We start from the raw sequence: 13639 nt of genomic DNA, 5'->3' as shown, positions 1-13639 counted from the left end.
ACGTGCCTGAGAGCAAAGTGAAAGGACACGGCATGTGCGGCCGATACATAGACCCCAACCTGCGCGGGACCGAGTTCGAGCATTCAGAGGTCGGGATTGATCCGTTTGCGCGACGGTACAATATCAAGCCGACACAGGATGTGCTGATCCGTGAGACCGTCGAGGGGCAATTCTCATGGGCGCGCTGGTGGTTCATTCCGGTTTGGCACAAGGGCGATGTGAAAGCCTGGAAGGCCACAACGTTCAACGCCCGAATTGAAGAGGCCGCAGAAAAGCCCACGTTTCGCACGGCCTGGAAACACGGCCGCTGCCTGATCCCGGCTGGCGGGTATTATGAATGGACAGGGAAGAAGGGGCAGAAGACACCGCATTACATTCAAAGCGCCGGAAATGAAGAGACGCTCTGGTTCGCCGGTCTGACGTCTGTCTGGAATGACATGAGAACCTGCACCATCCTGACGCGCGCGGCCAACGCGCAGGTAGAAAGCGTGCATCATCGAATGCCAGTGATCCTGAATGCCGATGAACGAGACGCCTGGATCGCAGGGACACAGGACAGGGACTTGGGCGCACAGGCATTGCTGGGGCATCATGTGGTGACGTCGTTCGGCATCAAGGACGACGGCCCGGAACTGATCGAGAGCATCTAGGCCCGGGTTCGGCCATGGATCGGAAATAGGCGGCGAGATGACGCCGACCGTTCAGGTTTCGAGATTTGAGAATACCTTTACTGAGAATCTGCGACCCGCTAAGAGTTTCGGTACAGGCTAGATACGAACCAAAACAAAAGAAAATGGTGAAACTGATGAAACGAAGCAGCATTTTGGCGATTTTCGCGGCAATGGGACTGTTGCAAGCCTGCGCCACGACTCCGGCGCAGGAAAAACAGGTTGGTTGCGCAGGAGCAACCGTGGCGGGAGCGGTACTTGGCGGCGTTGTCGGCAACCAGTTTGGTGGCGGAAGCGGCAAGGACATCCTGACGGCCGGCGGTGCGGTTGCCGGCGGGATAGCGGCCAACAACGCGGCAGGTTGCTAGCACGCAATACATTTTGGTGCGCTGGCGGCCCCGGAAGGACTTGAACCCTCAACCTCGGACTTAGAAGGTCCTTGCTCTATCCAGTTGAGCTACGGAGCCGCTTGCCGCCACTTCTTGCTGTTATTCGCTGCGAGGATCAAGCCCCAAGCGCAGGAATACACTGTAGGGATCCGGCGCGTAGCCCGGAATTGGTCCGCACGGTGTAAAACCGAGCGAGCGATACAATGCGCGCGCGGCATCAAAGCCGGGCAGCAGGGCAGACCCGGTTTCAAGGGCCATCGCCTTGTACCCGGCGCTCCGCGCCTCGGCTTCCAGAAATGTCATGATCTGGCGCGCCAAACCTCGTCGCCGCGCAGGTTCGGCAACATGAACCGATTTGACCTCGGCTAGGCCGTTGCCCAGATCCTTGAGCGCGCCACAGCCCAAGGGCGTGTCATCTTCATACAATGCCCAGAACCGAATGCCCGGTGCGCGCAATGCATCGGCGGGCAACGCGTGAATGCTCTCTGGTGGCGTCGTTTCCCGACTATGCGCCAGATGCGCCTCGATCATTGCACGGATGGCTGGCGCACTGGGGTCGGCGGGGCGTATGTCGGCCCCGCTCAGTGGGTCCAGACCGTGCGTCGGTCAGTGGAGAAGTTCTCGGCATAGCCACCGGGCCGAATGTTCTGTTTGCGCGACCTGGGCTCGATCACGACGGCGTCGATCCCATGTGCCTCGGCATAGTCCAGCGCAGCTTCCTTGCTGGAAAAGCGCAGCCGCACCTGGCTTTGCATGTCGTCGGACGAGGTCCACCCCATCAGCGGGTCGACATCGCGTGACGTAGCGGGGGCGTAGTCCAGAACCCAGGACCGGGTCTTTGCCATGCCCGAGGTCATGGCATTCCTTGCAGGTTTGTAGATCCGTGCACGCATGGGTCGCTCCTTTGATCGTCGCAGCGTTTATCCGGGATTTGAGGGCTTTGGGCAAGCGCCGTTTCGCCGCGCCGGGCAGAAGATCAGCACCGCCTGTTGTCAATTTCTGACATGAGCGCGACCAGATCACCGAATATGGGGTTGAACCGGATCACAAAGAGAACAAGTCTGGGGAACCTGCCGCCGGAGAGCCAAATGCCCCACGTTCATACCGATAGCGCGATGCCGATGATGACAGCCCCCAGCGGGCCGCCCCGCGAGAAGCTCGAAGGGGGCAGGCGGCTCGTTATGGCGACCGATTTCGAACCCGCAGGCGACCAGCCCACGGCGATCGCGGAACTGGCGCAGGCCGTCAATGACGGTGAACGCAACCAGGTGTTGTTGGGTGCGACGGGCACCGGCAAGACCTTTACCATGGCAAAGGTCATCGAACAGACACAGCGTCCGGCCATCATACTGGCCCCGAACAAGACGCTGGCGGCCCAGCTCTATGGCGAGTTCAAGGGGTTCTTTCCGGACAATGCGGTCGAGTATTTCGTCAGCTTCTACGACTACTACCAACCCGAAGCCTACGTGGCGCGCAGCGATACCTATATCGAGAAAGAAAGCCAGATCAACGAACAGATCGACCGGATGCGTCACGCCGCGACGCGGTCACTGCTTGAACGGGATGACGTGATCATCGTGGCGTCGGTCTCGTGCATCTACGGCATCGGCTCTGTCGAAACCTATGGCGCGATGACACAGGACCTGAAGGTCGGGCAGGAATACGACCAGCGCAAGGTCATGGCCGCACTGGTGGAGCAGCAATACAAGCGCAACGATCAGGCGTTCCAGCGCGGCAGTTTCCGGGTGCGGGGAGATTCGCTTGAGATCTTTCCTGCCCACCTTGAAGACCGAGCCTGGCGGTTGTCGTTCTTCGGCGAAGAACTGGAAGGGATCACCGAGTTCGACCCGTTGACCGGCGAGCGCACCGATACCTTCGAGCAGATCCGGGTTTACGCCAACAGCCACTATGTGACACCGAAACCGACGCTCCGGCAGGCTGTGATCAACATCAAGAAGGAGTTGCGCGAACGGCTGGATCACCTTGTCGCCGATGGCAAACTGCTCGAAGCGCAGCGGTTGGAGCAGCGCACCAATTTCGACATCGAAATGATAGAGGCGCAGGGCTACTGCAACGGCATCGAAAACTATTCGCGCTACCTGACGGGGCGCGCGCCGGGTGAGCCGCCCCCGACATTGTTCGAATTCATCCCCGACAACGCCATCGTCTTTGCCGACGAGAGCCATGTTTCGGTGCCTCAGATCGGCGGCATGTACAAGGGTGACCACCGGCGCAAGTTCACACTCGCAGAACATGGCTTTCGCCTGCCGTCCTGCATGGACAACCGTCCGCTCAAGTTCGAGGAATGGGACGCGATGCGCCCGCAATCGGTGTTCGTCAGCGCCACCCCCGCAAAATGGGAGATCGAACAGACCGGCGGGGTGTTTGTCGAACAGGTGATCCGCCCCACGGGCTTGCTGGACCCGATGGTGGAAATCCGGCCGGTGGGCATGCAGGTCGACGATCTGCTGGACGAGGTGCGCAAGGTCGCCGCCGATGGCTTCCGCACGCTGGTTACCACACTGACCAAGCGCATGGCCGAAGACCTGACCGAATACATGCACGAACAGGGCATCAAGGTGCGCTATATGCATTCGGACATCGACACGCTGGAACGCATCGAGATTCTGCGCGATCTGCGGCTTGGCGCGTTTGACGTGCTGATCGGGATCAACCTCTTGCGCGAGGGGCTGGATATCCCCGAATGCGGGCTGGTCGCCATTCTGGATGCGGACAAGGAAGGGTTCCTGCGCTCTGAAACCTCGCTGATCCAGACCATCGGACGCGCAGCGCGCAACGCCGAGGGTCGGGTCATCATGTATGCCGACCGGATCACCGGTTCGATGGAACGCGCGCTTGGCGAAACCGACCGCCGCCGCGAAAAACAGATCGCCTATAACGAGGAACACGGGATCACGCCGGCAACGGTGAAAAAGAACGTCGAGGACGTGCTGGCCGGGCTCTACAAGGGCGACACGGACATGTCCCGCGTTACCGCCAAGATCGACAAACCGCTGCATGGCGCGAACCTGCAGGCCGTGCTGGAGGGGCTGCGCACCGACATGCGCAAGGCGGCGGAAAATCTCGAATTCGAAGAAGCCGCACGGTTGCGGGACGAGGCCAAACGTCTGGAAGCTGTCGATCTGGCGGTGGCCGACGACCCGCTGGCGCGGCAATACGCGGTGGAGAAGGCCACGGAAGCAGCGGTGAAGTCGCGTGGCCGGTCAACGGCTGGGCGGCCGGGGCAGCGAGGGGGGAATGTGAAGCGAAAGGGGCGGTAGAGCCAAGAATGAGAGCACCAAAACTGAGCGAACTTAAGAAACTGAGTTGCGATGAGCTTATCCAACTCTACGATGAGCATTCAGTGAACACGCTAGTAGGTACGGGTTTCTTGCTTGATGAAATTCGCAGCCGAAGTATGGAACGGCTCGCTTCTCGAATGGACAAATTCACATCCGGGATATTCTGGATGACGTTGGTCGTAACACTGATGACGATTGTTAACGTTGTCCTTTTTGTTATCGACTAGCAAGAAGGTGTTAGTCGAAGGATGTTCCGGGCCGACAGGTCATGGGCTCCAAGAACCGTGATCGATCCTGGTGTGGTCTCGGCCCGGGACGTATTCAGGTTGACGAGAACCCTGGTTCGCTTTGCAGACTCGATAATACCTTGCAGGATACTCAGCGGTCTGATGCCTGATCAGCCCGCCGCCTTCTGGTTCTCCGCCAACTTCCTATCCACCAGCGCTACCGTCGCCTCAATCCCCGCATTCGGCCGTCCACTGGCCTGAGCGACCAGCATGATCAGCTTGTCGACACGTTCGATGGCTGTTGCGCCGGCGGCGACGGCGCGGGCGGCGGAGGAGGGTTTGAGGAGGTTTTCCGCAGCGCGCGCGTATTTCTCGAACGGCACCATGTCGTCGGGTTCGGCGCCCAGGCCCACCACAAGATCATTCACCGCGCCATAGATCGCGCGGGATTTCTCGATGTCGCCATGCACCGCGTCGCGGATGGCGATGGGATCGCCCGGCTGGATGCAGCGATAGTTGCCGCATGCCAGCATCGCCCATTTCGCAAAGGGCACGAACAGCGAGTCATACACCCGCAGCTTGACCGGCACATCCTTGTCATCGACCCGGTAGTCGAGGATGCCGCGCTCCAGTTCTTCGAGCACGGCGTCGGCCTTGGCGTCGTGGAATTTGGTGACCTTGAAGTTGGTCGGCAGCCCCACATGCAGCACGTTGGCCTCTTCTTCCGGCGGGCGGAAGGCTTGTGGATCAGGCGAGCACAGGGTCATCAGGGTCGGATCGAACTTGTCCCAGATCTCCGGATCCTGAAAGGCCCCGCCAAGGCCCGAGCAATCCAGCGATGGAATGCGCCGCAGGTAGGGCAGGGGCGGCATGTTCATGATCGACATGCACGGCACCCGCGCCTCGGCCACCCGCGCCAGCAGGTCGCGTAGCGAGGGGTGCGAATATTGCGGCTCCTGCATCGCGAGACAGACCAGATCATAGTCCTGCGGCTGTGCATCCTCGGGTGTCCTGGCATCCAGCGTGCCGTCCAGATCACCGGAGAAGAAGCTGCGATGGGCGTCTTCGTCGCGCAGTTTGATCCGCACCTCGGTGCCTTTGCCGTTGATCAGCGCGGCGGTCTTGTCGCGGCAGACCAGCGTGACATCATGGCCCGCAGCAAGGAACTTGGTGCCCAGAAGTGAGCCATAGGAAGCGCCAAGAATGAGGATCTTGTAAGGCATGAGACTGTCTGCTCCGTATTTTGTGCCATCCGGCGCGCCGGATCAAAGTGGGGTCTGGATGTGGACTTGACCGGTTAGCCGACCCTGCCAGTGCGATATTGAAAGCAATCGGCCCGGGTGCGCAATATTCTATCGCATTGGCTGACTAGACTTTAGTCGCGGCGCGACGCTCCGCTGCAGAGACGGGTGTGGGCGGGGACCATGGAGGCCCCCGCCCATGAGAGATTATCCCAGCAGTTCAACCAGGGTTTCGCCCAGTTTCGCGGGCGATGGCGACACCTGGATGCCGGCGGCCTGCATTGCCTCGATCTTGTCGTCCGCACCGCCCTTGCCGCCCGAGATCACGGCACCCGCGTGGCCCATGGTGCGACCCGGAGGGGCTGTGCGTCCGGCGATAAAGCCGACGACCGGCTTCTTGCGGCCCTTCTTGGCCTCGTCGATCAGGAACTGCGCAGCGTCTTCCTCGGCGCTGCCGCCGATTTCGCCGATCATGATGATCGATTGGGTTTCCGGGTCGGCGAGGAACAGTTCGAGCACGTCGATGAACTCGGTCCCCTTGACAGGGTCACCACCGATCCCGACGGCCGAGCTTTGGCCCAGTCCCGCAACCGTGGTCTGATACACCGCCTCATAGGTCAGGGTGCCCGAGCGGGACAGAACCCCGACCGATCCCTTCTTGAAGATCGAGCCGGGCATGATGCCGATCTTGCACTCATCCGGGGTCATCAGGCCGGGGCAGTTCGGTCCGATCAGGCGGCTGGACGAGCCATCGAGCTTTTCCTTGACCCGTACCATGTCGAGCACCGGAACGCCTTCGGTGATGCAGGTGATCAACTCGATCCCCGCATCGATGGCTTCTTCGATGGCCGCAGCCGCGCCCGCAGGCGGCACATAGATCACCGACGCATTGGCGCCGGTGGCATCCTTGGCCTCGGCGACACTGGCGTAGATGGGCAGGGATTCGCCGTTTGATCCGGTCCAGTTGGTGCCGCCCTTTTTCGGGTGCGTCCCGGCGACCATCTGGGTGCCGTGATAGGCCAGCGCCTGTTCGGTGTGGAACGTGCCGGTCTTGCCGGTCAGGCCTTGAACGATGACTTTTGTGTTCTTGTCGATCAGAATGGACATGTTCTTACCCCTTCACGGCCTTGACGATTTTTTGCGCGGCGTCATCCAGATCGTCCGCTGCGATCACGTTGAGACCGCTGTCGTTGATGATGGCCTTGCCTTCTTCAACCTTGGTGCCTTCGAGTCGCACGACAAGTGGCACCTTCAGTCCAACGTCCTTGACCGCCTGAACCACGCCTTCTGCGATCACGTCACACCGCATGATGCCGCCAAAGATGTTGACCAGAATGCCCTTCACGTTTGGATCGGACGTAATGATCTTGAAGGCTGCCGTCACCTTTTCAGTCGTCGCGCCGCCGCCAACATCAAGGAAGTTGGCGGGTGAAGCGCCGTAGAGCTTGATGATGTCCATCGTCGCCATGGCAAGGCCCGCACCGTTGACCATGCAGCCGATCTCGCCGTCCAGGGCGATATAGGCCAGGTCATACTTAGACGCTTCGATTTCCTTGTCGTCTTCTTCGGTCTCGTCGCGCAGTTCCATGATGTCGGGGTGGCGGAACAGGGCGTTGCCATCAAACGAGATCTTGGCATCAAGCACCTGGATATCGCCAGCCTTGGTCACGATCAGCGGGTTGATTTCCAGAAGGCTCATGTCTTTCGAGGAAAACGCCTCGTACAGGGCCTTGAACAGCGCTGTGCCCTGCTCGCGGGTGTCGCCGGTCAGTTCATAGGCATCCGCGATCGTGTTGGCATCCGCGTCGGTCACGCCCTGCGAGGCGGTGATGCCGATGGTGTGGATCTTGTCAGGGGTCTCTTCGGCCACGGCTTCGATATCCATGCCGCCTTCGGTCGAGGCCACGAACGATGTCTTGCCGGTCTCGCGATCAACAAGGATCGACAGATATAGCTCGCGCTCGATATCCGCGCCGTCTTCGATATAGAGCCGGTTCACCTGTTTTCCGGCAGGGCCGGTCTGTTTGGTGACAAGCGTGTTGCCGAACATGTCCTTGACGTTGCTCAGCGCCTCGTCTGCCGAAAAGGACACCCGAACGCCGCCTTTGGCATCCTCGGCCAGCTCCTTGAACTTGCCCTTGCCGCGCCCGCCTGCGTGGATCTGGCTTTTTACGACCCAGACGGGACCGGGGAGCGAGGAGATGGCTGACTCTGCCTGATCTAGGCTGGTGATGGGAACGCCATTTGCAATCGGGGCACCGAATCCTTTCAGCACCTGTTTGGCCTGGTATTCGTGGATGTTCATTCGTCTCTGACTCCTTGTGTCGAAAAGTTATTTGATGAGCGGCAAAAGCTCTTTGAATGCGGGCGTACCTGCGCGGCCCAGCCATTCGGACACCACCATTTCGGCGGTCACGATGCCAACCCCCGACGCACTCAGGCGACCGAGGCAGGCGCGTTCACTTTCCAGCGTGCGCGACGCCGTCGCATCAGATACGACAAAGACGTCAAAGCCATCTTCAACACGGCTCTTAGCAGTATGTACCACGCAGATATGTGCCTCCATTCCGGCAATAACGGCCTGCTTGCGTCCGCGCGCACGAAACGCATCAACGAACGCTGGCTCTTCCATACATGAAAAATGCATCTTGGGCAGGACTTGTGCGCCTTCTGCGGCGTTTCGTACCTCGTGTACCGTTTGGCCGAGCCCCAGAGGATACTGTTCGGCCAGGGGCGCAGGCACTGCCGGGCGGTTGGCGGCGGTTAGCAGAAGGCGCGGGTTGGCAATGGTGCGCGCAAGGTCTGGAATGCCGGCACATGACATGCCTGCATATCAAATTCGATGAGCGGCGAATCCATTGCCTTTCGCAGCATTTTCTATTCCAGCCCGTAGATTCGATCAATTGGGATGTGGTATACCAGGTACGCAAATATCCGGATATTGCACTGATTTTCGAGGGAATTAAATCTGTTGACCCATCCCCTACCTGATGTATGGTATACCACATACATCGCTTCAAACCCTCTGTCAGAGAGGTTTCTGAATACCTTGGGAGGGGTGGCGCAGGTGTCGATTGGTGACAGTCTGAACCCGATTTCTGTGAACTTCACATTGAAGGATCACACGTTTGAGGTTCTGAAAGAAGCCATTCTGAACATGAATATCTATCACCCCGATGCCGATCTGCGGCTGGATGAACGCCAGTTGGCCGAGCGCTTGGCCGTGTCGAGAACGCCGATCCGTGAGGCACTGGCGCGGTTGGCGCACGAGGGGCTGGTGCAGATTGCACCCCGCCGTGGTGTCTTTGTTCTCCGCAAGTCACGTGACGAGATTCTTCAGATGGTTGTGACTTGGGCGGCGCTCGAAAGCATGGCGGCCAGAATGGCAACCAAGGCGGCCAGCGATGCCGATTTGAAAGCGTTGCGTCGCTTTGCGATGCGTCACAGCAGTGACGCGGCCCGCGCCGAACTCGAGGAATACTCGGATGCGAACATCAAGTTTCACCAGAAGATTCTGGAGCTGTCCGGTTGCGAACTGCTCAAGACAACGGCGGATGGGTTGTTCACGCACATGAAGGCGATCCGGCGGCGGGCGATGGGCGAAAGCGACCGTGCGCGCAAGTCGGTCGCGGATCACATCGAAATCCTCGAAGCGCTGGAGGCGCGGGATGCCGACCTCGCATCTCGCCGGGTGCGCGAACACACCATGAGGCTGCACGATCATATCCACAAGACCTGGACGCGGTTGGAAAACCTGGGTTCGGCAAAGACGGAAGCTGGCTAGTGATACGGAATGATATCGGAGATCGAACATGACACAATCCGCAGCCGCGCAGGATGACGCTGGAGAAGATGCGCCTCAGGCGTTGACCGACGGGTTCCACCTGTTGATCGACGCCCTGAAGCTGAACGAGATCAACACGATCTACAATGTGCCCGGAATCCCTATCACCGATCTGGGGCGATATGCGCAGGCACAGGGCATGCGCGTGATCTCGTTCCGGCATGAGCAACATGCGGGATACGCCGCGTCGGTTGCCGGATACCTGACCAAGAAACCCGGTGTTTGCATGACCGTGTCCGCACCGGGTTTCATGAACGGGCTGACCGCGCTGGCCAATGCGACGACCAACTGCTGGCCGATGATTCTGATTTCCGGCTCGTCAGAACGCGAGATCGTTGATCTGGCGCAGGGCGATTATGAAGAGATGGATCAACTCGCCATGGCGCGGCCATTTTGCAAGGCGGCGTATCGCCTGACCTATGCCGCCGATATCGGTATTGCGGTCGCGCGCGCGATCCGAAGCGCCGTCAGCGGTCGTCCGGGCGGGGTATATCTGGATATTCCGGGTGCGATGCTGGGTCAGACGATGGACGCGATCAAAGGCGCGCAATCGCTGGTCAAGGTGATTGATCCGGCCCCGCGCCAGACACCCGCGCCAGGTGCGATTGCCCGTGCCATCGCGGTGATGAAAGAGGCGAAACGGCCGCTGATCGTGATCGGCAAGGGCGCAGCCTATGACCAGTCTGATGACGTGGTTCGCGAACTGGTGGAAAAGTCGGGGTATCCCTTCCTGCCGATGTCGATGGCCAAGGGGTTGTTGCCGGACACCCATCCGCAATGCGCGGCGGCGGCACGTTCGATGGCGCTCAAGGACAGTGACGTTGTGGTCATGCTGGGCGCGCGGATCAACTGGCTGCTCAGCCACGGCAAGGGCAAGCAATGGGGAGAACCCGGCGGCAAGAAATTCATCCAGATCGACATCAATGCCGAAGAGATGGACAGCAACGTCGAAATCGCGGCGCCGCTGGTGGGTGATGTGGGATCCTGCGCGCGTGCTTTGATCGATGCGATGGAAAACGAGGGTATCGCGCCCCCCAAGGAGTGGCTGGATCAGGTGCATACCAAGGCGTCGGTCAATATGGAAAAAATGGCTTCGCGGTTGCAGAACAACAGCACCCCGATGGACTACCATGCTGCACTGGGCGTGTTGAAACAGGTCATCAACGAGCAACCCGAAACCATTCTGGTGAACGAAGGGGCCAACACGCTGGATCTGGCACGCTCGATCATCAATGTGCACAAACCGCGGCATCGGATCGATGTTGGAACGTGGGGTGTCATGGGCATCGGCATGGGGGCCGCGATCGCGGCGTCCATCGAGACCGGCAAGCGCGTTCTTGCGGTCGAGGGCGACAGCGCATTCGGGTTCTGCGGCATGGAGGTGGAAACCATCTGCCGCTACAACCTGCCGATCTGTGTCGTGGTCTTCAACAACAACGGCATCTATCGCGGCGACGGGGAAAACTGGGGTGGCGGGTGCGATCCCGCAACCACGTCCTTCGTGCCCGATGCGCGCTATGACATGATGATGGAGGCCTTTGGCGGCGTCGGTGCCTGGGTCAAGACTCCGGACGAATTGCGCCAGGCAGTGAACGCGGCGCTGACCAGCGGCAAGCCCACACTGGTCAATGCCGCCATCGACCCCGCCGCCGGCAAGGAGAGCGGCAATATCGGAAATCTCAATCCACAGTCGGTGGTGGCGCAGGCGCGCTATCCGCAGGCACGCAAGTAGTTACTCGGAACAGGAAGACACGTCATGAAAGCACTTGAAGGCATCAAGGTTCTCGATTTCACCCACGTCCAGTCGGGCCCGACCTGCACGCAACTGCTGGCCTGGTTTGGTGCCGATGTGATCAAGGTGGAACGCCCCGGCGTCGGTGATGCCACGCGCAAGCAGCTGGTCGATGTACCGGGGGCTGACAGCCTTTATTTCACGATGCTGAACCACAACAAGCGGTCGATCGAGCTCAACTCGAAGAACGAAACCGGCAAGGAGATCCTGACCCGGCTGATCCAGGAATGCGACGTGCTGGTCGAGAACTTTGCGCCGGGTGCGCTAGATCGCATGGGCTTTAGCTGGGAGAACATCCAGAAGATCAACCCGCGCATCATCATGGCCTCGATCAAGGGGTTTGGCCCGGGCAAGTATGAAGACTGCAAGGTCTATGAGAACGTCGCGCAGTGCGCGGGCGGGTCGGCTTCGACCACCGGATTCAGGGATGGCCCGCCGCTGGTGACGGGTGCCCAGATTGGCGATTCCGGCACCGGGTTGCATCTGTGTCTGGGCATCGTCACCGCCCTGTTCCATCGCGAGAAATCGGGTCGTGGGCAAAAAGTCTCTGCTGCGATGCAGGACGGGGTGCTGAACCTCGCCCGTGTCAAGTTGCGCGACCAGCAGCGGCTCGCATCCGGTCCGCTGAACGAATACAGCCAGTTTGGCGAAGGCGTGCCCTTTGGCGAAGCGACACCGCGCGCGGGCAACGATTCCGGCGGCGGGCAGCCCGGGCGCATCCTGAAATGCAAAGGCTGGGAGGACGATCCCAATGCCTATACCTATTTCATCACCCAGGCGGCGGTTTGGGAAAAGATCTGTGATGTGATCGGCGAGCCCGAATGGAAGACCAAAGAGGGCTACCAGACACCGCCCGAGCGGTTGGACAAGCTGAACGCGATCTTTTCGCGGATCGAAGAGTGGACCATGACCAAGTCCAAGTTCGAGGTGATGGACATCTGCAACCCGCTGAACATCCCCGTGGGTCCGATCCTGTCGATGAAGGAAATCGCCGAGGACGAGGGACTTTACAAGACCGGTACGCTGGTCAGGGTCGATCATCCCGAGCGGGGCGAATACATCAGCGTCGGCTGTCCGATCAAGCTGTCCGACAGCCCGGTCGAGGTCGAGCGTTCGCCTCTGTTGGGCGAGCACACCGAAGAGATCCTGTCGAGCGTGCTTGGCTATTCCGGTGAAGACCTGGAACGCGTGATCGGATCCGGTGCCGTGGGCGACGTCACCCGCAAGGCTGCCGAATGACCGGCAAACCGATGCGCATTGTCGTGATGGGCCAGCAGGCGTTCGGCAAGGATGCCCTGGCCAAGATCCTTGATGCCGGAGCCGACGAGGTTGTGGCCGTTTATTGCGAGCCTGACCGCGAGGGCAAGCCGGTCGACCCGATCAAGGAATTTGCCCTGGAGCAGGGCCTGCCGGTCAAGCAGCCCGCGCATTTCAAGGATCAGGAAACCCTGGACGAGTTGGCGACGTTCAATGCCGACCTGATGGTCATGGCCTATGTCAACGTCTTTGTCCCCGAGGCGGCGCGCGACACCCCGACCCGTGGATCGATCTGTTTTCACCCGTCACTGCTGCCGCTCTATCGCGGGCCATCGGCGGTGAACTGGCCGATCATCATGGGCGACACCAAATCCGGCTTTTCCTGGTTCTACCCCACGGACGGGCTGGACGAAGGCGATGTACTTCTGCAATGGGTTTGCGATATCGCCCCCGATGACACAGTGATCGATCTCTATTTCAAGAAAATCTACCCGGCTGCGATCGACTCGGTGCTTGAGGTGTGTGACCTGTTCCGGGCGGGCAACCCGCCGCATAGCGAACAGGACGAAAGTGCCGCGACCTATGAACGGCGCTGTGTCAAGAAACACGCCAAAATCGATTGGAACAAGCCGGTCAAGCAGGTCTATGACCTGATCCGTGGCACCAACCCGGCACCCGGCGCCTGGACGCTCCATGAGGGCGGGGAGCTTGGCATCTATGACAGCGCGCGTGTTCCGGGCGACGGCATATCCAGCCGGATCATGGAGATCAGCGATGGGGGCGTGACGGTACAGTGCGTTGGCGGGCGTATTCAGATCAAGCGAGTCAAGCCTGCTGGCGGTGGCAAGCAAGCCGCAGCAGACTGGGCCAGAAGCGCGGGTCTGACCATTGGCGACACCCTGGGAGGATAAGAGATACC

Annotated in this window: 13 protein-coding genes and 1 tRNA gene; 7 read left to right on the top strand and 7 right to left on the bottom strand. The window is 60.1% G+C overall.

Features of this window, described 5'->3' with window-relative positions; genetic code table 11:
- The first annotated feature begins 32 nt into the window (after positions 1–32).
- Positions 33–650: an SOS response-associated peptidase gene (locus QO231_RS18010; RefSeq protein ID WP_316779576.1), complete on the top strand. Its 618-nt coding sequence runs from the start codon at positions 33–35 to the stop codon at positions 648–650.
- 155 nt (positions 651–805) lie between these two features.
- Positions 806–1036 carry a glycine zipper 2TM domain-containing protein gene (locus tag QO231_RS18005; RefSeq protein WP_316779574.1) on the top strand — a complete coding sequence of 77 codons (231 nt, stop codon included), beginning with the start codon at positions 806–808 and terminating at the stop codon, positions 1034–1036.
- Positions 1037–1058: 22 nt separating this feature from the next.
- On the opposite strand, the gene QO231_RS18000 is transcribed toward QO231_RS18005, so the two are convergent.
- From QO231_RS18000 to QO231_RS17990, 3 genes are all read right to left on the bottom strand, one after another.
- Positions 1059–1135, bottom strand: a tRNA-Arg gene (locus QO231_RS18000).
- A gap of 21 nt (positions 1136–1156) precedes the next feature.
- Complete coding sequence (locus tag QO231_RS17995; RefSeq protein ID WP_316779571.1) at positions 1157–1588, bottom strand: GNAT family N-acetyltransferase; 432 nt, start codon at positions 1586–1588, stop codon at positions 1157–1159.
- A gap of 50 nt (positions 1589–1638) precedes the next feature.
- Complete coding sequence (locus QO231_RS17990) at positions 1639–1950, bottom strand: ETC complex I subunit (RefSeq protein WP_316779568.1); 312 nt, start codon at positions 1948–1950, stop codon at positions 1639–1641.
- 195 nt (positions 1951–2145) lie between these two features.
- On the opposite strand from QO231_RS17990, the gene uvrB reads away from it, so the two are divergent.
- Positions 2146–4338: an excinuclease ABC subunit UvrB gene (uvrB, locus tag QO231_RS17985; RefSeq protein WP_316779565.1), complete on the top strand. Its 2193-nt coding sequence runs from the start codon at positions 2146–2148 to the stop codon at positions 4336–4338.
- Positions 4339–4756: 418 nt separating this feature from the next.
- Here the strand turns inward: uvrB and QO231_RS17980 are convergent, their stop codons facing one another.
- The 4 genes from QO231_RS17980 to QO231_RS17965 form a co-directional block, all read right to left on the bottom strand.
- The gene (locus tag QO231_RS17980; protein WP_316779562.1) at positions 4757–5809 is read right to left on the bottom strand and encodes a ketopantoate reductase family protein; all 1053 of its coding nucleotides are present in this window, start codon (positions 5807–5809) and stop codon (positions 4757–4759) included.
- Between the two features lie 225 nt (positions 5810–6034).
- The gene (gene sucD, locus QO231_RS17975) at positions 6035–6934 is read right to left on the bottom strand and encodes a succinate--CoA ligase subunit alpha (RefSeq protein WP_316779559.1); all 900 of its coding nucleotides are present in this window, start codon (positions 6932–6934) and stop codon (positions 6035–6037) included.
- A 4-nt stretch (positions 6935–6938) separates the two neighbouring features.
- Complete coding sequence (gene sucC / locus QO231_RS17970) at positions 6939–8132, bottom strand: ADP-forming succinate--CoA ligase subunit beta (protein WP_394356625.1); 1194 nt, start codon at positions 8130–8132, stop codon at positions 6939–6941.
- Positions 8133–8159: 27 nt separating this feature from the next.
- Complete coding sequence (locus tag QO231_RS17965) at positions 8160–8651, bottom strand: isochorismatase family protein (protein WP_316779557.1); 492 nt, start codon at positions 8649–8651, stop codon at positions 8160–8162.
- 243 nt (positions 8652–8894) lie between these two features.
- Here QO231_RS17965 and QO231_RS17960 point away from each other — a divergent pair, with 243 nt between their 5' ends.
- From QO231_RS17960 to QO231_RS17945, 4 genes are read left to right on the top strand one after another with little or no spacing between them, the layout of a single operon-like run.
- Positions 8895–9611: a GntR family transcriptional regulator gene (locus tag QO231_RS17960; RefSeq protein ID WP_316779554.1), complete on the top strand. Its 717-nt coding sequence runs from the start codon at positions 8895–8897 to the stop codon at positions 9609–9611.
- A 28-nt stretch (positions 9612–9639) separates the two neighbouring features.
- Positions 9640–11403 carry an oxalyl-CoA decarboxylase gene (gene oxc / locus QO231_RS17955; protein ID WP_316779551.1) on the top strand — a complete coding sequence of 588 codons (1764 nt, stop codon included), beginning with the start codon at positions 9640–9642 and terminating at the stop codon, positions 11401–11403.
- 24 nt (positions 11404–11427) lie between these two features.
- Positions 11428–12702, top strand: coding sequence for a formyl-CoA transferase (gene frc, locus QO231_RS17950; RefSeq protein WP_316779549.1), 1275 nt, complete (start codon positions 11428–11430; stop codon positions 12700–12702).
- Positions 12699–13631, top strand: a complete 933-nt coding sequence (locus QO231_RS17945) for a methionyl-tRNA formyltransferase (protein ID WP_316779546.1) — start codon at positions 12699–12701, stop codon at positions 13629–13631. Before frc ends, QO231_RS17945 begins: the two co-directional genes overlap by 4 nt.
- The last annotated feature ends 8 nt before the right edge of the window (positions 13632–13639 follow it).

Source organism: Sedimentitalea todarodis (genome assembly GCF_032595355.1).
GTDB lineage: Bacteria > Pseudomonadota > Alphaproteobacteria > Rhodobacterales > Rhodobacteraceae > Sedimentitalea > Sedimentitalea todarodis.
This window is presented reverse-complemented; position numbering and strand designations above follow the sequence as displayed.